The organism is Ruegeria sp. BHSB058 (assembly GCF_059613285.1).
This window is the reverse complement of record NZ_JBXWSF010000064.1, coordinates 1-23813: the sequence shown is the minus strand read 5'-3', so window position 1 is coordinate 23813 and position 23813 is coordinate 1. Positions and strand designations below refer to the sequence as shown.

At 62.1% G+C, this 23813-nt stretch carries 25 protein-coding genes; 8 read left to right on the top strand and 17 right to left on the bottom strand.

The genetic code is table 11. The annotated features are described in order from the left end of the window. The 7 genes from AC2FNB_RS15280 to AC2FNB_RS15250 all read right to left on the bottom strand — a co-directional run. The coding region (locus AC2FNB_RS15280) for a heme exporter protein CcmB (RefSeq protein WP_496747622.1) at nt 1–93 on the bottom strand (93 nt) is incomplete at its 3' end. Further along, nucleotides 90–704, bottom strand: coding sequence for a heme ABC exporter ATP-binding protein CcmA (gene ccmA, locus AC2FNB_RS15275; RefSeq protein ID WP_496747616.1), 615 nt, complete (start codon nt 702–704; stop codon nt 90–92). The genes AC2FNB_RS15280 and ccmA, both read right to left, overlap by 4 nt. 118 nt (nt 705–822) lie before the next feature. Then, nucleotides 823–1176, bottom strand: coding sequence for an Mth938-like domain-containing protein (locus AC2FNB_RS15270; RefSeq protein ID WP_496747614.1), 354 nt, complete (start codon nt 1174–1176; stop codon nt 823–825). Further along, complete coding sequence (gene secF / locus AC2FNB_RS15265) at nt 1176–2144, bottom strand: protein translocase subunit SecF (RefSeq protein ID WP_496747610.1); 969 nt, start codon at nt 2142–2144, stop codon at nt 1176–1178. Before secF ends, AC2FNB_RS15270 begins: the two co-directional genes overlap by 1 nt. 1 nt (nt 2145) lies before the next feature. Next, nucleotides 2146–3807: a protein translocase subunit SecD gene (gene secD / locus AC2FNB_RS15260; RefSeq protein WP_496747608.1), complete on the bottom strand. Its 1662-nt coding sequence runs from the start codon at nt 3805–3807 to the stop codon at nt 2146–2148. A 33-nt stretch (nt 3808–3840) separates the two neighbouring features. Continuing rightward, the gene (gene yajC / locus AC2FNB_RS15255) at nt 3841–4125 is read right to left on the bottom strand and encodes a preprotein translocase subunit YajC (protein ID WP_480749761.1); all 285 of its coding nucleotides are present in this window, start codon (nt 4123–4125) and stop codon (nt 3841–3843) included. A gap of 147 nt (nt 4126–4272) precedes the next feature. Beyond that, nucleotides 4273–4473 (bottom strand): hypothetical protein, encoded by a 201-nt coding sequence (locus AC2FNB_RS15250; RefSeq protein WP_496747606.1) that lies wholly within the window; start codon nt 4471–4473, stop codon nt 4273–4275. A 272-nt stretch (nt 4474–4745) separates the two neighbouring features. On the opposite strand from AC2FNB_RS15250, the gene AC2FNB_RS15245 reads away from it, so the two are divergent. From AC2FNB_RS15245 to AC2FNB_RS15230, 4 genes are all read left to right on the top strand, one after another. Next, the gene (locus AC2FNB_RS15245; protein WP_480749759.1) at nt 4746–5051 is read left to right on the top strand and encodes a hypothetical protein; all 306 of its coding nucleotides are present in this window, start codon (nt 4746–4748) and stop codon (nt 5049–5051) included. 51 nt (nt 5052–5102) lie between these two features. Continuing rightward, nucleotides 5103–6038, top strand: a complete 936-nt coding sequence (locus tag AC2FNB_RS15240) for a DnaJ C-terminal domain-containing protein (RefSeq protein WP_496747604.1) — start codon at nt 5103–5105, stop codon at nt 6036–6038. Then, a complete protein-coding gene (locus tag AC2FNB_RS15235) occupies nt 6035–6376 on the top strand; it encodes a chaperone modulator CbpM (RefSeq protein WP_480749757.1) in 342 nt (113 codons plus the stop codon). The genes AC2FNB_RS15240 and AC2FNB_RS15235 overlap by 4 nt, the downstream gene beginning before the upstream one ends. Before the next feature lie 167 nt (nt 6377–6543). Further along, complete coding sequence (locus tag AC2FNB_RS15230) at nt 6544–6960, top strand: SET domain-containing protein (RefSeq protein WP_480749756.1); 417 nt, start codon at nt 6544–6546, stop codon at nt 6958–6960. Between the two features lie 7 nt (nt 6961–6967). Here AC2FNB_RS15230 and AC2FNB_RS15225 read toward each other — a convergent pair whose 3' ends face one another. Beyond that, the gene (locus AC2FNB_RS15225) at nt 6968–7135 is read right to left on the bottom strand and encodes a hypothetical protein (protein ID WP_496747602.1); all 168 of its coding nucleotides are present in this window, start codon (nt 7133–7135) and stop codon (nt 6968–6970) included. Nucleotides 7136–7167: 32 nt separating this feature from the next. Here AC2FNB_RS15225 and AC2FNB_RS15220 point away from each other — a divergent pair, with 32 nt between their 5' ends. Together AC2FNB_RS15220 and serS are read left to right on the top strand one after the other, a co-directional pair. Beyond that, nucleotides 7168–7371: a hypothetical protein gene (locus AC2FNB_RS15220; protein WP_480749755.1), complete on the top strand. Its 204-nt coding sequence runs from the start codon at nt 7168–7170 to the stop codon at nt 7369–7371. 323 nt (nt 7372–7694) lie between these two features. Beyond that, on the top strand, nt 7695–8987 hold the full coding sequence (gene serS / locus AC2FNB_RS15215; RefSeq protein WP_480749754.1) for a serine--tRNA ligase: 1293 nt from the start codon (nt 7695–7697) through the stop codon (nt 8985–8987). Nucleotides 8988–9041: 54 nt separating this feature from the next. Here serS and AC2FNB_RS15210 read toward each other — a convergent pair whose 3' ends face one another. From AC2FNB_RS15210 to AC2FNB_RS15190, 5 genes are all read right to left on the bottom strand, one after another. Then, entirely contained in the window at nt 9042–9581 is a 540-nt protein-coding gene (locus AC2FNB_RS15210) for a helix-hairpin-helix domain-containing protein (protein WP_496747600.1), read from the bottom strand. Nucleotides 9582–9632: 51 nt separating this feature from the next. After that, nucleotides 9633–10619, bottom strand: coding sequence for a fatty acid desaturase (locus AC2FNB_RS15205; RefSeq protein WP_496747598.1), 987 nt, complete (start codon nt 10617–10619; stop codon nt 9633–9635). Between the two features lie 161 nt (nt 10620–10780). Then, complete coding sequence (gene der / locus AC2FNB_RS15200; protein WP_496747596.1) at nt 10781–12235, bottom strand: ribosome biogenesis GTPase Der; 1455 nt, start codon at nt 12233–12235, stop codon at nt 10781–10783. 48 nt (nt 12236–12283) lie between these two features. Beyond that, complete coding sequence (locus tag AC2FNB_RS15195; RefSeq protein WP_496747594.1) at nt 12284–13603, bottom strand: PQQ-like beta-propeller repeat protein; 1320 nt, start codon at nt 13601–13603, stop codon at nt 12284–12286. A gap of 56 nt (nt 13604–13659) precedes the next feature. Beyond that, nucleotides 13660–14331: a hypothetical protein gene (locus tag AC2FNB_RS15190; RefSeq protein ID WP_480749749.1), complete on the bottom strand. Its 672-nt coding sequence runs from the start codon at nt 14329–14331 to the stop codon at nt 13660–13662. A gap of 225 nt (nt 14332–14556) precedes the next feature. Here AC2FNB_RS15190 and AC2FNB_RS15185 point away from each other — a divergent pair, with 225 nt between their 5' ends. Then, nucleotides 14557–15810, top strand: a complete 1254-nt coding sequence (locus AC2FNB_RS15185; RefSeq protein WP_496747593.1) for an efflux RND transporter periplasmic adaptor subunit — start codon at nt 14557–14559, stop codon at nt 15808–15810. Further along, nucleotides 15807–19601: an efflux RND transporter permease subunit gene (locus AC2FNB_RS15180; RefSeq protein WP_496747592.1), complete on the top strand. Its 3795-nt coding sequence runs from the start codon at nt 15807–15809 to the stop codon at nt 19599–19601. The genes AC2FNB_RS15185 and AC2FNB_RS15180 overlap by 4 nt, the downstream gene beginning before the upstream one ends. Nucleotides 19602–19656: 55 nt before the next feature. On the opposite strand, the gene AC2FNB_RS15175 is transcribed toward AC2FNB_RS15180, so the two are convergent. The 4 genes from AC2FNB_RS15175 to AC2FNB_RS15160 form a co-directional block, all read right to left on the bottom strand. After that, a complete protein-coding gene (locus tag AC2FNB_RS15175) occupies nt 19657–20304 on the bottom strand; it encodes a MarC family protein (protein WP_496747590.1) in 648 nt (215 codons plus the stop codon). Between the two features lie 82 nt (nt 20305–20386). Then, a complete protein-coding gene (locus AC2FNB_RS15170; RefSeq protein ID WP_496747589.1) occupies nt 20387–20794 on the bottom strand; it encodes a DUF2147 domain-containing protein in 408 nt (135 codons plus the stop codon). A gap of 59 nt (nt 20795–20853) precedes the next feature. Then, nucleotides 20854–22644, bottom strand: coding sequence for an ABCB family ABC transporter ATP-binding protein/permease (locus AC2FNB_RS15165; RefSeq protein WP_496747618.1), 1791 nt, complete (start codon nt 22642–22644; stop codon nt 20854–20856). Nucleotides 22645–22736: 92 nt separating this feature from the next. Beyond that, nucleotides 22737–23813: LysM peptidoglycan-binding domain-containing protein (locus AC2FNB_RS15160; protein ID WP_496747587.1), on the bottom strand; the 1077-nt coding region annotated here is incomplete at its 5' end.

Genomic DNA, 23813 nt, shown 5'->3' with positions numbered 1-23813 from the left:
CACCGTGACGATCAGGAAGAACGCCAGGCCGAGGCCAAAGCCTCCGCCCGCGCGCAGCGCCAGCGTCAGGTCGCGCTTGAGCAGGGCGATCACAGGAAACCTCCGTCGAAGTCGTCGATGGGTTTCGGTTTGGCCTTGTAAGGCCCCACGTCGAGCACGTCGCCGTCAAGCCCAAGGTCGATATGGGTGGCGATCAGGGCCGAACCGCCCTGCCCCAGATGCGCCCGCACCGCGTCGGCGAACATCGCCACCGCATTGCGATCGAGCGACACGGTGGGTTCGTCCAACATCCAGATCGGGCGTCCGGTGACCAGCAGCCGCGACAGGCCGAGCCGCCGTTTCTGCCCCGCCGAAAGATTGCCTGCATGCCGGTCGGCCAGATCGTTCAGGTCAAAGGCGTCGAGCGCGGTTTGAATATCCGCAGCGCCAAAGACCGAGGCCCAGAACCGCAGGTTCTCGGCCACGCTCAGCGTCGGTTTCAGCCCGTCGGAATGCGCGGCATAGGCGATGCGATCCTCGGCCCCCGAGATGGCGCCCGCGCGCGCCGGTTGCAGCCCCGCCAGCGTGCGCAGCAGGGTCGTCTTGCCGATGCCGTTGGGGCCGCGCAGGATCAGCGCCTTGCCGGGCTCGAGCCTGAAGCTCAGCCCTTCGAGAACGGTCACGCCGCCACGCGTGATGGCCAGATCGGAAACGGAAAGTGTCATGGGGTCCGCTTATCCCATTGGACGCGACGGCAAAAGGCCGCTTTTGCCGCAGGGACCGGAGCGAGGGACCAGCCCCTCGCGCTCTCCGGAGTATTTGTCAACAGATGAAGGGCGCAGGTCAGACAGGGATCATCGCCAGGGCGATGCGCCGGCCCTCGGACAGAAGCACGTTGTAAGTGCGGCAGGCGGCGGGGGAATTCATCGGCTCTACCCCGATACCCGCCGCTTCGAGCGTGGTGCGCAAAGGGGCCGGGATGTGCGCCATCTCGGCACCGGTGCCGATGAAGAGCACGTCGATCCGGTCGGCAAGATTCAGCAACGGATCTATGTCATCATACCCGCCCCACGGGCCGGTTCCGGCGGGGCCGGTCAGGACGGCCCCTGCGAACAATTCCCCGCCGATGCGGAAGAAGCCGGGGCCATAGCCATCGACCGGTTTGGCATCGGTATATGTGACCTCGTTCAGGCGCATCAGGCGTCGATATTGGCGAACTGGTTGCCCGAGGTGTTCGAGGGCTTGGACCAGTCGCGTTTGACGCCCAGCCACAACAGGATGGTCGAGGCGACGAACACGGTGGAATAGGTTCCCACGATCACGCCCCAGATCATCGCGAAGACGAAGCCGCGGATCACGTCGCCGCCCAGCACGTAAAGCGAGACCAGCGCCAGCAGCGTCGTCAGCGAGGTCATCACCGTGCGGCTGAGGGTTTCGTTGATCGAGATGTTCAGCACCTCCTTGAGGTCCATCTTCTTGTATTTGCGCAGGTTTTCGCGTACGCGGTCGAAAATCACCACCGTGTCGTTCAGCGAGTAACCGACAATCGTCAGAAGGGCCGCGATGATCGCGAGGTCGAACCGGATCTGAAGTTCGGAAAAGATGCCGATGGTCAGGATGACGTCGTGTACCAGCGCGGCCACCGCGCCGATGGCAAACTGCCATTCGAAGCGCATCCAGACATAGATCAGCACCGCGCCGATGGCGAGGGCGACGGCGATGACCGCCGACTTGATCAATTCGCCCGACACTTTCGGACCGACCGATTCCACCGACACGAACTGGATGTCGGGCGCGGCCTGGCTGAGGGCGCTTTCGACGGCGGCGATGGTTTCGGTCGAGACCGCCTCGGCCTCGTCCTGGGCCTGAATGCGGATCATGGCGACGTTTTCATCCTCGCCGAAGGTCGGGTCGAAGATTTCGGTGATGGTCACATCGCCCAATCCCAGTGGCGAGACCGCATCGCGATAGAGGCCCACGTCAACCGGTTGGGTGCTTTGGGTTCGGATCGTGGTGCCACCACGGAAATCGATGCCGAAATTCAGCCCCTGTATCATGAACGAAGCAAAGCCCACCACGACCATCAGGGCAGAAATGCCCAGCCACAATTTCCAGCGCTTGAAGAAATCGAACGAGGTTTCGTCGGGAACAAGTCTCATACGCATGTCAGACCTCGATCGTTTTCGGGCGGCGGCGTTCGAACCACATCACGATCATAACACGGGTCACGAAGATCGCGGTGAAGACGGATGTGATCAGGCCGAGGCCCAGAGTGATGGCAAAGCCGCGAACGGGGCCGCTGCCGATGGCGAACAGGATCACCGCCGTGATGAAGGTGGTGATGTTGGCGTCAAGAATGGCCGATAGGGCCTTTTCATAGCCGAGCTCGATCGCGCGAGCGGGTCCCTTGGCGGTTCTCAGTTCCTCGCGGATGCGTTCAAAGATCAGCACGTTGGCGTCCACCGCCATACCGACTGTCAGTACGATCCCGGCGATGCCTGGCAGCGTCAGCGTGGCGCCGATCAGCGACAAGAGGCCAAAGATCAGGCCCACGTTGATCAGCAGGGCGATATTGGCGAAGATGCCGAACAGACCATAGCTGAGCGCCATGAAGCCCAGCACGGCAACGAAGGCCACGATGGTCGCCACCTTGCCCGCATCGATGCTGTCCTGACCCAGTTCCGGGCCGATGGTGCGTTCTTCGAGGAATTCCAAACCGGCAGGCAGCGCACCGGCGCGCAGCAGCACGGCCAGGTTGGTGCTTTCCTCGACGGTGAAGCGGCCGGTGATGATGCCCGAGCCGCCGGGGATATGGCTTTGGATCACCGGGGCCGAGATCACCTCGTTATCCAGAACGATGGCGAAAGGGGCGCCGATATTGTCGCGGGTATAGTCGCCGAATTTGCGCGCCCCCGAGGTGTTGAAGCGGAAATTTACCGCAGGGCGCCCGTTCTGATCGAACGAGGGCTGCGCATCGACCAGTTCCTCACCGGTGACGACGGGGGCGGATTCGATGATGTAATAGACACCCTCTTCGTCGATCGACGGGATGACTTTTTCGCCTATTCCCGGTTGGGCGTCGGGATCGGTGCCGCGCGAGACGACCGGGTTGAATGTCAGCTGTGCGGTCGTTCCGATGATGTCTTTCAACTCGGATGCGCTGCCGATGCCGGGCACCTGAATCAGGATGCGATCGGCGCCCTGGCGCTGGATGGTGGGCTCGCGGGTGCCGACCTCGTCGATCCGGCGGCGCACGATTTCCAGCGCCTGCCGAACGGTGCGATCGTCAGAGGCCAGTTTTTCAGCCTCGGACAGCTGAACCACGATGACATCGCCGTCGGCGCGCACGTCGATATCCGACGCCCCCGCTCCTGTCAGGGTCTGGATCGGGCGCGACAGGCCGCGGACTGTTTCGAGGGCGCGGGAAATGCCTTCGGGCTGGCTGATCCGGATGCGAATCTCGTCCGGGGCCGAGGGCTGCTTGCGGATGGTGCCGACCGTCGCGCGTTCGTCGCGCAGCGCGTCGCGGATTTCGGGCCACATCGCCTCCATCCGGGATTCGTAGACATCACCGACCTGAACCTCGGCCAGCAGATGCGCACCGCCGCGCAGGTCGAGGCCCAGATTGACCAGAGACGACGGCATCCAGCCTGGCCACCGACCCGCGACGGCCTGCATCTCGGGCGTATCGTTGCCCAGTTCGATGGCGGTCCGCGCGTCGTTCGATTGCTCGACGCGGGTATAGAACGCATTTGGCAGGGCCAACAGCAGGCCGATCACGCAGACCGACCAGATCAGAACCCGCTTCCAGGTATCAATTTGCAGCATTACCCTGCCTTTTCAAGGAATTGCGGAACGAAGTTATTTCGCCGGTTCGGTCTTGTTCAGAACCTGCGCGATAGTCGCCTTGACCACCCGCACCTTGACGCCTTCGGCAATCTCGACCTCGATTTCGCCGTCTTCCTTGACCTTGGCAACCTTACCGATGAGGCCGCCTTGCGTGACCACCTGATCACCCCGGCGCAGCGCATCGACCATGGCCTGATGGGTCTTCATCTTTTTCTGCTGCGGACGGATCAGCAGGAAGTACATGATGCCGAAAATCAGGATCAGCGGGAGAAACTGGGCAATTGCGCCACCATCCATGGGATATTCCTTTGTTTTGACGAGGCGGGGTCAACCCCGCAAATTTGCCGGGAACCTATGCGTTGACGCGGCAAGGTGCAAGCGGCGAAGGAGCGCTTGCGCCAGAGAAACTTTGGCGTTGCCGCCCGGCGGCATCCGCGTCGACCCTCAACTCAGCCACAGCAACACGGCCGAGAGCGTGACAAAGGCCAGGAAGGTTGCCGCCAGCAGGGCGACCGAGGCGATGCCCTCCTGCCCCTGCTCCTGCGCCAGCACAGTGCAGACGCCGAATATCGGCATGGCGGCGGACAGGATGACGACACTTTTCCGGTCTGGAGAAATCGAAGCGAGGCCCGGGACAGCCAGCAAGTTTTGCCCCAACAAGGAAAACTGGCCGAAACAAACCCGTTTCCACCTGCGATGACAAGCTCTCATTCCCTTCCTGCCGCTTCTTTCTGGTCTCAAATACCCCGGGGTGAATTGCCCGCAGGGCAAAAGGGGCAGCGCCCCTCAACCAATCCGTCCTTGCCAACTGTTGACGTTCCGTCCGAGACGGAATTAGGCTTGCAACAGGTGACGCGTATCTCCTCCGGCTCAAGGGTGGCTGGCCATCCGCGCCGGGGCTTGTCGAGGGCATTGCAATGCATCCATATCTGAATACGCGGCGTCGTGTTCTGTTCCGGGCCGCCCGTTCCTATGACACTGCCGATACCGCCTGGAAGGCCGGGTTGCGCGAAGCTTCGGCGTTGGTTCCGGAAACCATCGGTCGAAGCCGCTGGATGATCGGCAACCCGGGATCGCGCATTCGAAGGCTGTATGACGACCGGGAAAAGGCGCTGCAAAGGCTGGCGGTTGCGCATCTGAAACTGAAGATCGCGCAGGACAGGCTGGCGCGGCGACAAAATGCGCTTTCTCCGCGTACCGTCATGTTGTTGACCCGGTCCTGAGACTGCGCTGATATCGAATGGTATTCAACAGCCACGAACAGGTCGTGACAGATGAACGACGATCCCTATGCCATTCTTGGCGTTACAAAAACAGCGACGCAGGATGAAATAAAGAAAGCCTATCGCAAGCTCGCGAAATCCCTGCATCCCGACCTTCACCCCGACGATCCGGACAAGAAGGCGCAGTTTCAGGCGGTCTCTGCCGCCTATGACCTGTTGGGCGATCCCGACAAGCGCAAACGCTTCGATGCCGGCGAGATCGACGCCAGCGGACAGGAGCGGCCCGAACGGCAGTATTATCACCACTATGCCGGGCAGGATGCGGGGCGCCGTTACGATCCGGGCGGCGGGCCGGGTGACTACGAGGACATGTCGGACCTGTTCTCTGAACTCTTCGGGCGGCGCGCGCGGGGCAGCGGCGGGGGGTTCCGGCAGGAGGTCCATGCTCGGGGTGCGGATACACGTTATCACCTCGACGTGGATTTCCTCGATGCCGCGCAGGGCGCAAAAAGCAGCGTCACCATGCCGGACGGGAAAAAGATCGAACTCTCGATTCCCGCAGGTGTCAGGGACGGTCAGACCCTGCGCCTGCGCGGCAAGGGCGGGCCGGGTTATGGTCAGGGGCCGGCGGGGGATGCGTTGGTGACCATCGGCGTTCGGCCTCATCCGGTGTTTTCGCGAGACGGCAGCGATATCGAGATGGAGTTGCCGATCACCTTTGACGAGGCGGTACTGGGGGCAAAGGTCGATGTACCGACGATCTCGGGCACGGTGTCGATGTCGATCCCGAAAGGGGCATCGTCGGGGCACCGGTTGCGGTTGAAGGGCAAGGGGATTGCCCCGCCAAAAGGCGCGGCCGGGGATCAGTATGTGCGCCTGAGAATCATGCTGCCAGACCGGATCGACGCCGGGATGGAAGACATGGCCAGGCGCTGGCGGGATCACGCGGGCTTCGACCCGCGCAAGGATATGCGGAGGCGGGTATGAAACTGGATGAACGCGCCGTTGTTCAGCGCATCGAACGCCTGAGCCTGCGGGAATTGCGGGTCTGGGTTCGCGAAGGTTGGGTGCGCCCGGCGCAGGGCAGGACAGGCCCGGTTTTCGACGAGGTTGATATCGCCCGCCTGCGCCTGTTATGCGATCTGAGAAAGGAAATGTCGGTTCCGGCAAATACCGTTCCTGTCGTGCTGACGCTCATCGACCGTTTGCACCAGACGCGCCGCGAATTGCGACGCCTGACCGATGCGCTGGAGGCAGAACCCGACGAGGTGCGGACCGCCGTGATCGCGCGGTTTCATGCCATGCGGGATGATGCGGAGGATTGATGCCGCCGTGAACCCGGTGCGCCGCAAAGGCAGGACGATAATTTCAGTTGCTTTTTTCCGCGATTCGGCGCTTAGGATTTCCTCGCGCTAGCCGCCGAGCGCGGGGGTTGCCCCCTCTTTCCGGCCCGGAAGGCGGCCCGGCCATTCCATGTAGAAGGAACAGGCGCATGATGATGGTGCGCTGCTACCTCGCCCCCTCCGAAATCGAAGGGTTGGGCGTGTTTTGTCATGACGATATTGCCAGGGGTGACAAGGTCTGGCGGCATGACAGAATGCTTGACATCACGTTCCCCGAAACCAAGCTCGACAATGTCGAGCCGCATGTCCGGGAGTTTCTGGAACGCTACAGCTATCCCGATATCCATCGTCCGGGATACCTGATTCTGGAAAGTGATGAAGGGCGGTTCATGAACCATTCGATGTATCCCAACCTGGATTTTTCGGGCGGGATCTGGGGCGTGGCCAAGGAAGACATCCCGGCAGGGGTCGAATTGACCTGCGACTATGCCGATTTTTTGACGGGTGACATCGTCATGCAACCGCCGCGTCACCGGGTGAGCCGGATCGAGGCGGTTTTGAATTAGTGAACACTCAGGCCGGGCCGCAACGCCCGGCCTTTTTCTTTGGGCAGTTCGGCTTGTACCGGCGAAATGTTCCAATTGTACCGGTTTTCGACCCCCACTTGTTCGTTTTGTACACTTGAATATCCTTGGTTTCAGCCACCTGCAGCGTCTTGGCATCGGCCCGATTTCTGCTCATGATGCACGCCAAACGCGAGTGAGGCCGAGCACGTGACCGAGATACCGATTGAGCCGGAACTGTTCTGGATATTGACAGGCGCGGGTGCGGTCCTGTTTGCCATTCTCGTGGTCTTTGTCGCCCTGCCCGAAGATAACCGCCCGGTCGATCCGCTGGTTCACGGTCAGAAGAAGATGGGGCTGTTGTTCAGGGTTCCGTTTTTGACGGATGCTATTTCAGAAGGACTTCCGGCCTAGAGAACGTTTTATTCAATTGTCGTGTCAGTGCCAGCCTGGTTCGTGACGCTGACTTAAGAGAACTGAAACTAAGCAATGAAACACTTAGCCATATTATTTGCGACGGGAGCGTTGAACGTGAACCCGAGCAAGAGCAACTGCACTGGACAAAAGACTTAACTGGCTGGGAAACTCTTAAGAACATTTGGCGCAGGTGGCAAAAATCCATCGGTTTCGATCCCAATGCCCCCTCGACATGGGATGAATGAACCACCCTACCCTCTGCCAGTCAGTTGAGGCATAAGGCGGGTATCGAGTCGCAATTCATCAAGGGAACCAAACCCATGCACGACATCCGCGCCATTCGCGAAAATCCCGCCGCCTTCGACGCCGCTCTTGCGCGCCGTGGGGACGCGCCGGTGTCGTCGGACCTGTTGCGTCTTGATGAAGAGCGCCGCGCCAAGATCCTGGCGGCCGAGACCGCGCAGGCCGAACAGAACAAGGCCAGCAAGGACGTGGGTGCCGCCAAGGCGCGCGGGGACGAGGCCGAATTCGCGCGGCTGCGCACGCTGGTGGCCGAGAAAAAGGCCGAGATCGCGCGGATGCAGAACGAGGCCAAGGACCTTGACGCGCTGCTGAACGACCAGATGTCGCGTATCGCCAACCTGCCGGCGGACGACGTGCCGCAGGGAGCGGACGAGAACGACAATGTCGAGATCAACCGCTGGGGCACCCCGCGCGAAATGGGGTTTGCGCCCAAGGAGCATTTCGAGATCGAAGCGGTGCAGAACGGCATGGATTTCGAAACCGCCGCCAAACTCTCGGGCGCGCGCTTTGTGCTGCTGTCGGGCGGTGTTGCACGCATCCACCGGGCGCTGGCGCAGTTCATGCTGGACACGCATATCAACGAAAACGGCCTGACCGAGGTCAACGGCCCGGTTCTGGTGCTGTCGGAAATGATGCAGGGCACCGGCCAGTTGCCGAAATTCGGCGAAGACAGCTATCAGACCCGCGAGGGGTGGTGGCTGATCCCGACCTCCGAAGTGTCACTGACCAATATCGTCAGTGATTGCATTGTCGAGGAAAGCTATCTGCCGCGCCGCTATACCGCGCATTCGCTGTGCTTCCGCTCGGAGGCCGGATCGGCGGGCAAGGACACGCGCGGCATGCTGCGCCAGCACCAGTTCGAAAAGGTCGAGATGGTGTCGGTCACGCATCCCGACAAATCGGAAGAGGAACAGAAGCGCATGCTGCGCTGCGCCGAGGGGATTCTGGAAAAGCTGGGCATTCCCTATCGCACCGTGGTGCTGTGCACCGGCGACATGGGGTTCGGCGCGCGCCGTACCTATGACATCGAGGCGTGGCTGCCCGGGCAGGACACCTATCGCGAAATCAGTTCGGTCTCGACCTGCGGCGATTTTCAGGCGCGCCGGATGAATGCGCGCTTTCGCCCCGAAGGCGGCGGCAAGCCGGAATTCGTGCATACGCTGAACGGATCGGGTCTGGCCGTCGGGCGCTGTCTGATCGCGGTGCTGGAAAACGGCCAGAACGAGGATGGCACCGTCACCCTTCCCGAGGTTCTGGCCCCCTATCTGGGCGGCAAGCTGACGCTGCAGCTGGACGGTACGCTGGCATAAGAAAACCGGCGCCGCGGATCGCGGGGCCGGTTTCGACGGGACAAGGGGGAGGCGTTACTTCTTCCCCTTTTTCTTGTCCTTCTTGTCCTTCTTGTCTTTCTTTTTCTTGTCTTTTTTCTTTTTGTCCTTCTTGGCCTTGATCTTGTCCTTGGCCTTTTTGAACTTTGCCTCCATCTCGGCCTTTTTCCGGGCGGCTTTTTCGGCCTTGGCCTTTGCCTTGGCTTTCTTGCGGGCCTTGGCCTCGATCTTTTCGAGCTCGGCCGCTTCCTGCGCTGCCTTACGGTCGGCCTCGGCCTTTTGAACCTCGCTCAGGACCACGACAGCGGCCGGTGCCGGGCGGCGGCTTTTGGCCTTGCTTGCCGCCGGTTTGCGACTACGCGTGGCACGCGCCAGTGGTTTCGCCGCGGGTTCGGATACGGCAAGTTCGCGGGCCGCGGCGATCAGGACGGGCGCGCGCGCCTTGCCGATGCCGGGCACCTTGATCAGTTGCTCGGGCGTCGCCTTGGCGAGCGCCGAGACGTTTTCGATACCGTGGTCCTTGAGGGCATTGGCCAGTGCCGCGCCAATGCCGCGTACGAGTGTGACCGGGCTCATTTCTGCTCCTTGTGTTGCCTGGGGCGCGCGTTTCAACATGTATCTATCAGGTTATCCGGCCGACGCCACCGGATCGGCCGAAGAGCTGTCGGGGAACGGCACGAGGCGCTTTGCGTCTTCGTCCCACAGCTTGAGATTCAGCGCCGCCACCGCCTCGGGGAACTTGATGCGGCGCGGGGTGTATTCGGGTGGCAGGTTGTAGTGGCAGGCGCGCAACCGGTAGGAGGGGATGCGCGCGTTGAAGTGGTGGATGTCGTGCAGCGTGATGCAGGCCACCGACGCATCGAACCACCAGCCGAAATCCAGCGCCGACGAGCCTTGCAGCGCGGCCAGTTGCGGGTCGAGATCGGGGCGGCGATCCCAGTACGTGTCCTCGAAATTGTGCTGCAGATAGACAAGGAACACCCCGAGCATGCCGCCGAGGAAGGAAAAGGCCAGCCACAGCAGAACGCCGGTTTTGCCTGTGGCCAGATACAGCAGGCCCAGCATCGCCACGATCGACAGGTTGTGCAGCACCACGCCCCGGACACCGAACCGGGTGGTGTTCTTGGGCCAGCGATAGCGGATGAAATAGGTGAACAGCGCCCCGATCGGCACCAGGAAGAACGGGTTGCGGTAGAGCCGGTAGAACAGGCGCGTCTTCCAGTCCGCCGCGTTCCATTCCCGCAGGGTCATGGTGTGGATCTCACCGGTTTCACGGTGTTCCAGGTTGCCGACGCCTACGTGATGCAGGTTGTGGTTCTGCTTCATCACCTCGAAAGGAGCAAAGGTGAAGGGCGACAGCACATGGCCGGCCAGTTCGTTTTGCCCGCGTGTCTTGAACAGGGAATGGTGGCCGCAATCGTGTTGCAGCACATAGAGGCGCACGGCGCAGAAGGCAAAGACGATGCCTGCGGGGATCATGATGACCCAATGATCCACGTACCGGATCGCCAGCGCGAGCGCGGTGAAATAGACCGCGAATGTGCCGAAATAGCTGAACCCGGCACGGCGGTTGTCCTGCACCGCGTATTGACGTGTGTAACTTCTCAGATCCATGCCGTACGCTCCCCACGATGGCTGGCCCAAACTGTGTTCAAAAATGGGTGCGGCCTGCAGGGATGCAAGCCGCGCGCAGAATCTTGTGCGCGCATTCATGCTAACGCCATAGGTCGAGCGTTGTCACGTGTCTGAGGTGAAAATGCTGCGAATTGGCGCAGTTACGCCTTGCGATTGAGGTGCTTGGCCAGCGCACCGGCGTTTTTCTTGCGCCGTCCCTTATAGGGGTTCTTGTCCCCCTGCCCGCGCAGGGTCAGACGGATCGGGGTGCCGGGCATGTCGAAATCGGCCCGCAACCCGTTGACCAGATAACGCGTATAGCTTTCCGGCATCTTGTCGGGGTGCGAGCACATCACCACGAAACCGGGCGGGCGGGTCTTGGCCTGGGTCATGTAGCGCAGCTTGATCCGCTTGCCCTGCGGCGCTGGCGGCGGGTGCTGTTCCAGCATGCCGGTCAGCCAACGGTTCAGTGCCGCTGTCGGCACCCGGCGGTTCCAGACGTCATGGGCGCGCAGGATGGCGTCGTGCAGGCGATCAAGGCCCCTGCCGGTCTTTGCCGACACGGTGATCAGCGGCGCGCCGCGCAGTTGCGGCAGCAGAAGCTCGAACGCCTCTTTCAGCTCGCGCAGCTTGTCCTGCTTGTGGTCCTCGACATCCCATTTGTTGACGGCCACAACGACGGCGCGTCCTTCGCGTTCTGCCAAATCGGCAATGCGCAGATCCTGTTGTTCGAAGGGGATTGCCGCGTCGAGCAGAACCACCACCACCTCGGCAAATTTGACCGCGCGCAGGCCGTCAGAAACGGAAAGCTTTTCCAGCTTTTCCTGCACTTTCGCCTTTTTGCGCATACCGGCGGTATCGAAGATCCGCATCGGGGTGCCGTTCCAGTCGGTGCGCAGGGAAATCGCGTCGCGGGTGATCCCGGCCTCGGGTCCGGTCAGCAGGCGGTCTTCGCCGAGAATCTTGTTGATCAGGGTGGATTTACCCGCATTGGGGCGGCCCACCACGGCCACCTGCAGCGGTTTGGACGCGGTGATTGCCGGAACTGCGCCGTCTTCCGCATCGTCCTCGTCCAGATCCACGTCGGTTTCCGGCGCGTCCTCGGCGGCCTTCTCGGCCATCGCATCGGCCAGCGGCATGAGGTGCGTGTAAAGGTCGGTCATGCCCTCGCCATGCTCGCCCGACAGGCGGATCGGTTCGCCCAGCCCCAGACCGTAAGATTCGAGCACGCCCGCATCCGCCGCCGCACCTTCGGCCTTGTTGGCCGCTAGAATGACATGATCGCAGCGCTTTCGCAGGATGTCGGCAAAGATCTCGTCCACCGGTGTGACCCCGGCACGGGCGTCGATCAGGAACAGGCAGACATCGGCCATGTCCACCGCGCGCTCGGTCAGGCGGCGCATGCGGCCCTGCAGGCTGTCGTCGGTGGCATCCTCAAGCCCCGCCGTGTCGATCACGGTAAAGCGCAGATCGCCCAGGCGCGCCTCGCCCTCGCGCAGGTCGCGCGTGACGCCCGGCTGGTCGTCGACCAGCGCCAGCCGTTTGCCGACCAGGCGGTTGAACAGGGTGGATTTGCCCACATTCGGGCGCCCCACGATGGCGAGGGTCAGGGACATGTCACTTTACTTTCAAGACTCAGACGCGCCCTATAACGCGTCTGGCCGTCAACGGAAAGCGTGCAATTGGCCCTTGGTCGACACGACATAGAGCGTCTGCCCCGCCACGACGGGCGCGGTGGACGCCCCGCCCGGCAGTTCGATGCGGCTGGTCATGACGCCGTCTGCGGGATTGTAGAAGCGCAGATATCCATCGCCCGAGGCGATGATGACCTTGCCGCCCGCCATGATCGGGCCGTAATGGGCATAGACCGCGCCGCGCTTGCGAGGCTTGTCCTTGACAAAGCCGGGAAGATCGCGCGCCCAGATGGTCGACCCGTTCGAGGCGTTCACACGCAACAGCTGATTGCGGTCGCTGACCATGAAGATGCTGTCACCCACGGGCCAGACCGGGCCAAGCGCGCCTTCGCTGGCGGTCCATATCCGCTCGCCCGAGTCGGCCTGAAAGGCCACGGTGCGTCCGGAGTGGTTGCCGACATAGATCGTGTTGCCCGATACCACCGGCCCGCCGGTCACGTCACCGATCTGGGCGACGGCGCGACCCTGGCGGCCACCGGCGATGGAAGCGTTCCACCGCACGATCCCGCCCCTGCGGAAGCTGGACGTGATATCGCCGGAGCCAAAGGCAAAAACCACCAGGTCCGAGGTCATGGCAGGGGCCGGAGCGCCCAGAACATTTCCGACGCTGGGTGTCGCATCGACCTGCCAGGCAATGCGCCCGTCCTTTGTCCGGATCGCCCAGCCGGTGTCATCCCCGGCCACCAGATACAGAAGCCCGTCGCGAATCGTTGGCGTGCCACTGCCGGTGGCGTTCAGCCGCTGCTGCCAGCGGACAGCCCCCGTCTTGGCATCCAGCGCGGTCAGCCGGCCAAAACCCGAAGACACATAGAGAACGCCGCCATCATAGGCCAGCCCGCCGCCGGTGGCCTGTTCGGCGCTTTCACCCGTCGGGATGAGGTCGGTGCTCCAGACGGTTCCTCCCTGCGGCGTCACCGCGGTGACGGTGGCCGCCGAATCAAGCGTATAGATCAGTCCGCCAGCAACGACCGGGTCGGCGGTAATCCGTTGCCGGCGGGAATCGCCGCTGCCGATCGAGGTCGACCAGATTTGTTGCGGGGCGGCGCGCAGCGCGGGATTGGTGGTGCGATAGGCCGCCGTGCCGGGGCTTTGCGCCCAGGTCGCATTGTTCTGTTGCGAAGGAAGGCTGATGGGCTTGGACCCTGCCGCCTTGCTTACGGTGTCTTCGATGGGGCGGATATCCTCTCGCTCGCCGGGCAGGATCGCTTCGGGTGGCTGGCATGCACCCAACGTCATGATCGCCAGCCCCATCAGCGTGACCCCAAGGCGGGGAAAGGTCGTATTAGCCATCGTATTCTGAACTCGCCTGTGTTTCACCAATGACCCGGGTCCGGGTCAGATCCGTTTCAGCCCTGCTGTCCGGGAATGGGTTCGGGCTTGCCGCCCAGCGCCACAATCAACTGTGTCGCGCGCTGTTGCAAGTCAACTCCGACCTCGGCGTCCTGCCGCAGGGCTTCGAGACGCGACAGGGCGGCGCTTGCATCGCCTTCGGAAATATCGATCAGGGCAAGCTGTTCCTCGGCCAGAAGGCGCAAGGGTGCGCCCGGCTGGGCCAGCGCCTCGAACTGTTGCCGCCGGTCGGCCACAGGCAGGGCGTCGCCCTGAATCAACAGCGCCTTGAAGGCCGCGATCTGGCGGTAAATCTCCGGCACTTCGCCGTTGGAAGCCACCTGATTCAATCCCTGAGCGGCGGAGTCGGCAGAACCGGAGCTTGCCTGGGCGGCTGCGATCATCATCTGCAGCACCGCGTCGCCACCGGCGGATTCGGCATTGATCTGTTCCAGACCGGCTGCGCGGCCCGCCGCGTCGTTCCGGGACAGGGCGGCGATGATTTCATCGCCCAGCTTTTCAGCCGCTGCCGTGGTTTGCGCCTTGCGGTATTCATTGAACGCGGCGCCACCCACGATGGCGACCACGGCCAGCGCCCCGACCCAGCCCCATCTTTTCAGCATCAGGAACAGGCGGTCGCGGCGGACCTCTTCGGTCACCTCATCGATGAAACTGTCAACGTCACTCATCCCTGCCCCCGGGTGTTGCTTCAGGCTGTACCGCGCCTGTCATACCCCGCAGCAACTTGCAAGCCAAGTACCCCGGATCGACCAATTCGATCTCCCTTGCGCTGTCAGTCCAAAAAAAATAAACTGAACTAGTCCGTTCAGTATGGACAAGTCGATTATGAGTCCCCATCTGATACCAAATGCCGTTGAGTTCCGTTGTCAGGACAGATTTGAAAAGGGCACACGATGCGATTGATCCCAATCCTCACCGCTTTTCTGGTGATCACTGCGCTTTACCTGCTTGTATTTGAAAGACCGGCCCTTCTGGCCTTTGCCGGGTATGAAGCGGCGGCGGCACAGCCGCAGGCCGATCAGACGGGCGATGACGTTGCGGAAGCCGCTCAGGACGCCGCCGACCCGAACGCCGTGGCGGTTGTCGCCCTGCGTTCTCAGGCGCGCGAGATTGACAGCGCGGTGTTTCTGAGAGGCCAGACCAAGGCGAACCGCCAGGTCGAAGTGCGCGCCGAGACCACCTCGACCGTGATCTCGGAGCCCAAGCGCAAAGGCGCATTTGTGAAGACCGGTGATCTTTTGTGTGAGCTTGATCCCGGTACGCGATTTGCCGATCTGGCCGAAGCCAAGGCAAGAAAGATCGAGGCGGAAAGCCGGCAGCCGGAGGCCGAGGCGCTGTTGGATGAGGCACGCGCCCGGCTGGCGGAGGCGGAAATAAACAACACCGCCGCCCGGAAACTTTCGGAAACGGGGTATGCCTCGGAAACGCGCCGCGTCTCGACCGAAGCCGGGATGCGGGCCGCCGAGGCGGGGATCAAGACCGCCGAAGCCGGACTGGAAACAACGCGCGCGGGAATCGAGGCCGCAACCGCCGCGGTGGCCGCAGCCGAGCGGGAAATCAACCGCCTGACGATCGAGGCGCCGTTCGACGGGTTGCTGGAAAGCGATACCGCCGAATTGGGCAGCCTGATGCAGCGCGAATCGGGCAGCCTCTGCGCGACCGTGATTCAGCTTGATCCGATCAAGCTGGTCGGTTTCGTGCCGGAAACCGAAGTGAACCGGATTGCGGTCGGGGCCGAGGCCGGGGCCACACTGGCCACCGGTCGTCAGGTGCAGGGCCGTGTCACGTTCCTGAGCCGGTCGGCCGACGAGACCACCCGGACATTCGAGGTCGAAATCACCGTTCCGAACCCGGACCTGACGATCCGCGACGGCCAGACCGCCTCGATCGCGATTTCGTCGGAAGGGGCCAAGGCGCATCTGCTGCCGCAATCGGCACTGACGCTGAACAATGACGGCCAGTTGGGCGTGCGCACCGTGGCCTCGGGCAATGTGGTGGATTTCCTGCCGGTGCGCCTGTTGCGCGACACGACCGAGGGCGTCTGGCTGGGCGGCCTGCCTGAAACCGTTGACGTGATCGTGGTTGGTCAGGAATTCGTGACCAAGGGTGTCGCCGTAGCGCCGACCTATCGGGAGGTCTTGGAATGATCGGCATCGTCGACTGGGCCGCCAAGCGCGCCCGGATGGTTCTGGCCTTTATCGCGATCTCGCTGGTGGTTGGCGGGTTTGCCTATGTCAGCCTGCCCAAGGAGGGCGAGCCGGATATCGAGATCCCCGCCCTGTTCGTGTCGGTTCAATTTCCCGGCATTTCGGCGGAGGACAGCGAGAACCTGCTGGTCAAGCCGATGGAGACCGAGCTGGCCGATCTGGACGGGCTCAAGAAGATGAGTTCGACCGCCGCCGAAAACTATGCCGGCGTGGCGCTGGAATTCGAGTTCGGCTGGGACAAGACCGCGATCACCGCCGATGTGCGCGACGCGATGAACACGGCGCAGGCCGATTTCCCCGAAGGGGCCGAACAGTATACGCTGAGCGAAATCAATTTCTCGGAATTTCCGATTGTCATCGTCAACCTGACCGGGGCGGTTCCGGAACGGACAATGGCGCGCATTGCCAAGGATTTGCAGGATGATCTGGAAGCGCTGGATTCGGTGCTGGAGGCCGGAATCGCGGGCAATCGCGACGAATTGCTGGAAGTGATCATCGATCCGCTGCGGCTGGAAGCCTATAACGTCACCGCAGCCGAACTGATCAACGTGGTCCGGAACAACAACCAGCTGATCGCTGCCGGTGAGGTCGAGACCGAACAGGGCACGTTTTCGGTCAAGATCCCGTCATCGTTCACGACCGCGCAGGATGTCTATGGCCTGCCGGTCAAGGTCAATGGCGACCGGGTTGTGACGCTGGGGGAACTGGCCGAGATCAACTATACCTTTGAAGACCGCGAGGGCACCGCCCGCTTTGACGGAGAGCCGACGGTTGCCCTGCAGGTGGTCAAGCGCAAGGGTTTCAATCTGATCGACACGGTTCAGGCGGTGAAACAGACCGTCGCGGCCTCAAGCGAGAAATGGCCCGAAGAATTGAAAGCGGCGGTCGAGGTCGGCACGTCGAACGACCAGAGCCGCGTCGTGGGATCGATGGTCAGCCAGCTTGAGGGCTCGGTCCTGACCGCCATCGCACTGGTGATGATCGTGGTTCTGGCCTCGCTTGGGTCGCGCGCGGCGCTGCTGGTGGGGTTCGCCATTCCCACCTCGTTCCTGTTGTGCTTTGCCTTCCTCGCCGTGATGGGCGTCAGCATCTCGAACATCGTGATGTTCGGTCTGATCCTTGCGGTGGGCATGCTGGTCGACGGCGCCATCGTGGTTGTCGAATATGCCGACAAACGCATCAAGGAAGGCGTCGGCCCGATGCACGCCTATGTCGAGGCGGCGCAGCGGATGTTCTGGCCCATCGTGTCGTCGACAGCAACGACACTGTGCGCGTTTTTGCCCATGCTGTTCTGGCCCGGCATTCCGGGCGAGTTCATGGGCATGCTGCCCGTCACGCTGATCTTTGTCCTTTCCGCTTCGCTGGTGGTGGCGCTGATCTATCTGCCTGTGATGGGAGGGGTTTCGGGGCGGCTGAGCCGGGTGTTCGGCCGCATCTCGGACTGGCTGCGCGTCCGAACGCCGTGGCTGGTGCGGGCCGCGCTGGTACCCCCTGCGCTCTACACGATCTTCCTGGGTGCGATGCAGCTATTGAATCCGCATTACCTGCTGCCCGAGGGTGCGTCGGGTGGCACGCTCCTTGGCGTGTTGCTGTTCCTGTTTGGTGCCTTTGCCGGGTCGGTGACGCTTGGGGCGGCGCGGATCGAACGGACCGATGATCATGTGCATTCCGCCGAGGAACACACGCTGTTTGGCCATTTCATCAAGTTCCTCGTTGGCAATCCGATCATGCCGATCGTTTCGATCGCTGCTGTCGGCTTTGCGGTGATGACCGTCATGAACATCTATGGCGAGAACAACCGTGGCGTGGAGTTCTTTGTCGACAGCGAACCGGAACAGGCCACCGCTTATGTCCGGGCACGCGGCAACCTTTCGCTGACCGAAAAGGACGCGATGGTGAAGGCGACCGAAGCGGTGATCGGCGCACACCCGGCGATCACCAATATCTTTGCCTTTGCGGGTGAAGGCGGGCTGAACCAGAATACCGGAGGCTCGCAGGCACCTGCCGACACGGTCGGTCGGGTGCAGTTCGAGATCACCCCATGGGAGGACCGCCCGAAGGTAGCCGAACCGATGCTGGGCGGCCTGATGTCGCGCGAGGTTGTCGCGCCGGACTATGCCGGCAACACGGTGATCGAACAGCTGAACACAGAGTTGGCCAAGCTGCCCGGTTTCGAAGTCGAGATTGAGGTTTTGGGCCGCGGCCCGGCCTCGGCCAAGCCGGTGCACTTGCGTATCAAGGGCGATGGCTGGGAGGATCTGACCGCCGCCACGCTGGCCGCACGGGAAAAATTCGAGACCACCCCCGGCCTGATCCGGATCGAGGACAACCTGCCCCTGCCCGGCATCGACTGGCAGATCGACGTTGATGTGGCCAAGGCGGGCCGGTTCGGCGCCGATGTGGCCACCGTCGGCGCGATGGTGCAGCTGGTGACGCGGGGCATCCTGTTGGGCGAAATGCGGCCCGAGAGCAATGACGAGGAAATCGAAATCCGCGTGCGCCTGCCGGAAGAGGACCGGGTGCTGTCGACGCTGGACACACTCAAGGTGCGCACGCCCGACGGGCTGGTGCCGCTGTCGAACTTTATCACCCGCAAGCCGGTCGACAAGCTGGCCCAGATCAACCGGGTGGACCAACAGCGTTATTACGACGTCAAGTCGGATGTCGAAAGCGGGCTGATCAAGATTGTGGCAACGGATACGGACGGGTCGGAACAGACCCTCGCCATCGTGCGCGAAATCGAAGAGGGAACCTCCGCGCAGGACGTGACGGTCGAAAGGGCCGACGGCAAGACCTATGCGCTGGTTCGACTGTTCGACGTCGAAAACGCGGACATCCTGCAGGACCGGATAGATGCCGAAGAGGCGCGATTTGCGCCGATCAACCCGAATGAACGTATCGTGGCGCTGACCGAATGGCTGAACACCAGCCCCTTCCCCAACAGCATCAGCTGGGAATGGACCGGCGATCAGGAGGATCAGGCGGAAAGCCAGGAGTTTCTGTCCAAGGCATTCCTGGCGGCGCTGGGGCTGATGTTCGTGATCCTGCTGGCGCAGTTCAACAGCTTTTACAATTCGGTTCTGGTGCTGCTGGCGGTGGTGCTGTCCACCACGGGCGTTCTGGTGGGCATGCTGGTGATGGACCAGCCGTTTTCGATCATCATGACCGGAACCGGGATCGTGGCGCTGGCCGGTATCGTGGTGAACAACAATATCGTGCTGATCGACACCTATCAGGAATACAGCGCCTACATGCCCAAGATCGAGGCCATCGTACGCACAGCCGAGGCGCGTATCCGCCCCGTTCTGCTGACCACGCTGACCACGATGGCGGGCCTGACGCCGATGATGTTCGGCCTGTCGCTGGATTTCATCAATGGCGGCTATTCGATCGACAGCCCCACGGCGCTGTGGTGGAAGCAGCTGGCCACGGCGGTTGTGTTCGGGTTGGGCATTGCCACTGTGCTGACGCTGATCGTCACCCCGTCGTTCCTGGCGCTGCGGGTGTGGGTCACGACCTATGCGATCTGGCTGGGCCGCGCGCTGGCACGTCTGACCGCCGGCCGGTCCAGCCGTATCGCGCAGGACATGGCCCTGGGCCGGGCGGCGAGCGGAATGCAGGCAACCGAGGTGATCTGGGAGGATAATACGGCGCCGGAGACCGGCAATGAGAGCCCGAAAGACCCGGAAAGCACCCAGCCGCCAACACCACCGCTCAAGGCGGCGGAGTAACGGTTAGGGGCCAAAGCCCATATTTCCCGGCGAGAACCTGCGCCGGGAAATGCGTTCAGACCGGCAATTGGATAGAAAGCACAAATTCTTCAACGCCGGACAGCATGAGTTCCACGGAAACTGCGGCCAACAGAATTCCGAGGACGTTTGTGCCGATCTGAATTGTCGTGTTGTTCAGGTATCGCGTCACGGCGCCTGCAAAAATCATGGATAGCCAGTACTGAAGCGCGGTGACGACCGCAACGGCGCAGATCACGGCGAAATCGGAAAGCGTTGTCAGCTCGCTGCTGAAAACGATGGCCGTCGTGAACAGTCCGGGTCCGGCAAGAACGGGGATCGTCAACGGGTAGACGCCGATATCCTTCTTTGGCGGCACGGGCATGTCTTGCGACGACTGGGCGGGGTCTTCGTTCTTGTCCGGGTTCAGAAAGAGCATCTTGAATGCAAGACCCAGAATAATCAGTCCTCCGGCAATTTTGAAGGACGGTAGATTGATGCCAAAAATCAGGAGGACCTGATCTCCGACTATCACGGTCAGCATCAGCACGCAGAACATCGTTGCGGCTGCGATGAGCGAGGTTCGCAGGCGCTCTGCGTTGTTGAAGCCTTGTGTCATGGCGACAAAGACGGGGACTGTATAAAGCGGATTGACGAACGCAAAGAGCGCAAGCGAGAAATCGATAAACAAGTCCTGATTGAACATATGCCCTCCCCAAGGTTGACGGCTTGATCGTTTCATTCCCGCCCGAAACAGACTCTGGCTGTTGATGTGACGCGAAGAAAACTCAGAGCCGCGTCCAGGACTGGTGGCCGCAGATGTGGTGGGCGCAGCCCCTGACCTTGAGGGTGTTTCCCTTGAGCGTCATCTGGGGCACCGCCTGAACGTTGACCAGCGGCACCCAGAAAGTACCGCCGCCGTATTTCCCGCCGCCTTCGCTGGTGACCCCCCAGAACAGCCGCTTGCCGATATTGGGGGTTTGGACTTTCTTTCCCGACGGATCATAGGCCGAAAGGATCTGACCGCAGAACTTGTCACCACAGGCGGATATGCGGATGTGCGATGTCAGGTTCTTGCGGTCTGGCTGCGTTTTCCAGACGCCGATGATCGGATCGGCGTATGCAACGGCTGGGAGCAAGAACGGGCTTGCGGAAAGGGTGGCCAGGGTCAGGGTCATTCGCAGGTATCGATACATGATGAGACCTCCGGAATCAGGGCCCCATCATATCATTTCCCTTGCGCCCGACAAAGCTGTCAGGCGGCTTCGGCATCCGCCTGCTGGCGGCTCCAGAGCTGGGCATAGCGGCCGTCGCGCGACAGCAATTCGTCATGCGTGCCCTGCTCGACTATCTCACCGCGTTCCAGCACCACGATGCGGTCGGCCTCGGCAATGGTGGACAGGCGGTGGGCGATGGTGATCACCGTGCGCCCCTCGCCCGCGCGGGCCAGAGCGCCCTTGATTTCCTGCTCGGTCTCGGTGTCGAGCGCCGACGTCGCCTCGTCCAGGAGCAGGATCGGCGGGTTCTTGAGCAGGGTTCGGGCAATGCCCACGCGCTGTTTTTCACCGCCTGACAGTTTCAGGCCGCGTTCGCCAACGCGGGTGTCATAGCCTTCGGGCAACGTCACGATGAAATCGTGGATTTGCGCGGCGCGCGCGGCCTCTTCCACTTCGGCCTGGCTGGCCCCGTCGCGGCCATAGGCGATGTTGTAGCGAATGGTGTCGTTGAACAGCACCGTGTCCTGCGGCACCACTCCGATGGCGGCGTGCAGGCTGGATTGCGACACGTCGCGCACATCCTGTCCGTCGATCCTGAGCGCCCCGACGGTGACGTCGTAGAACCGGAACAGAAGCCGCCCGATGGTCGATTTGCCCGAGCCGGTGGCGCCGACGATGGCAACGGTCTGTCCTGCCGGGACAGTCAGGGAAATGCCCTTGAGGATCTCGCGATCCGGGTCGTAACCGAAATGGACCTTGTCGAGCGTCACCTCGCCGCCATTGACCCTGAGCGCAGGCGCGTCGGGTTTTTCGGTGACTTCCGAGGGCTGTTCCAGAAGCTGGAACATCTGGCCCATGTCCACCAGCGCCTGACGGATTTCGCGGTAAACCGTGCCAAGGAAGTTGAGCGGCACCGTGATCTGGATCATGTACGCGTTGACCATGACGAAATCGCCCACCGTCAGCGTGCCGTTCTGTACACCGAGAGCCGCCAGAACCATCACCCCGATCAGGCCGCAGGTGATCAGGAAGGATTGGCCGAAATTCAGGAGAGCCAGCGAATAGGCCGTTTTCAGCGCCGCCTGCGCATAGGCCTTCATCGATACGTCGTAACGTTGAGCTTCGCGGTCTTCGGCGTTGAAATATTTGACGGTTTCGAAGTTCAACAGGCTGTCGATGGCGCGCTGGTTGGCCTCGGTATCCTGATCGTTCATCTCGCGGCGCAGCTTGACCCGCCATTCGGTCACCGCAAAGGTGAACCAGATGTAAAGCGCGATGGTGACGGCGACGACGACCAGATACCAGACATCGAAAAGCCACATCAGGATGATGGCGACCAGCAGCAGTTCCAGGATCAGCGGCCCGATGGAGAACAGCAGAAAGCGCAGCAGGAATTCGACGCCCTTCACCCCGCGCTCGATGATGCGGCTGAGACCGCCGGTGCGACGGGTGATGTGATAGCGCATCGACAGGCGGTGAATATGCTGGAAGGTCTCAAGCGCCAGCGCCCGCAACGCCCGCTGTCCGACCGGTGCAAACAAAGCGTCGCGCAGTTGCTGGAACCCGACCGTCAGCATCCGAGCAACGCCATAAGCCACGGTCAGCCCGACCGCGCCCAGCAGCATCGGCGGCGCGCCGTCCTTGGCCAGACTATCCACCGCGCCCTTGTAGAGGATCGGCGTATAGACGGCGATCAGCTTGGCCAGCACCAGCATAGCCATCGCCAGGATGACACGTTTCTTCACCCACGGCTCGTCCTCTGGCCACAGGTATGGGGCCACCTTTCGGATCGTGCGCCAGCCCGAGGTGCGGTCATCCTCGGGCGGCATGTCGTCGGAATGCAAAGGGGCCAGACGTCTCATCGCGTACCTTGATTGCGGTCAGAGATAGCCCTTGGCCCGGGAAAGGCCAGAGGCAGGGATCATTCGGGGATAGTGAAGACCTGCCCCGGGTAGATCAGATCCGGGTCGCGGATCGACTCGCGGTTGGCGTCGAACACCCGTACGTACAAAAATCCGTCGCCATAACGTTCGCGCGAAATGGCCCAGAGGGTGTCGCCCTTTTGCACGGTCACCGCACGAATTGCCGGCGCAGGGGTTGGGGCTGGCACCGGCGATTCAGTCTCTGCGATTGCCGCAGGCGCTGTTTCTGCAGTTGTGGTCGTGGCGGGTGCCTCGGTGGACGTGTCGGAGGTAACAACCGGAGTTGCTGGCTGCAGAACCTCAAGTGACTCCCGTTTGAACGGGGTTTCAAGGCGGCTGAGAACGGTGCCGTCGCCGCCGATCTCATCCAGCCGCAGGGTATAGATACCGGGTTCGATGCCTTCGATCTCTCCGCGCCATCTGCCCTGATCGCTGGTCGGCATGTCGGTGATCGCGCGATTGTCGAGATAAAGGCGGATCACGGCGCGCGGCTGGGCGCGGCCCGAAAGCTGTACATCGCCGCTCTCGGAATAGCCGATCGTGTCAAGCGTGACCTGCCCTGTTGGCACGTCCGCCTGTTTGGCCGGGGATTGAACCAGTTCGACGCCGTCTTCTCCGGAGCGGAGAATGGCAACCTGGCCCGTGCTTTCGGGGGCGGGTGTTTCGGTGGTTTCGGGCCGAGGGAGCTGTTCGGCGCTGGCAGTTTCAGCGGTTTCCGCCGGTTGGACGGTTTCGGCGGTTTCCGTGTTGGTCGAAGCGTCTGCGGTGTCATCGATTGCGGCCGCTTCGGTGCCCTGCTCTTGCGAGCCCGTGTCTGTATCGGCCTGTGCGACTTGCGCCGCTGGTTCTTGCGCCGGGCTATCCTGCGGATCGGCGGACGCGGTTTCCTGCGCAGGTTCGGCGGCGGGTTCCGGCGCAATGCTCTCGGCGCTCGCAACCTGTTCCGGCTGGGGCTCCGGTTCTGGCAGAGCGGCAATCAGATAGTCGTCGGAGAGTTGTTTCTGCCCATCAAGTTCGCCTTCGAGTACCAACCCGCGGGCGGCATCGCTGAAGGGAAGTGACAGGAACTCGGCAAA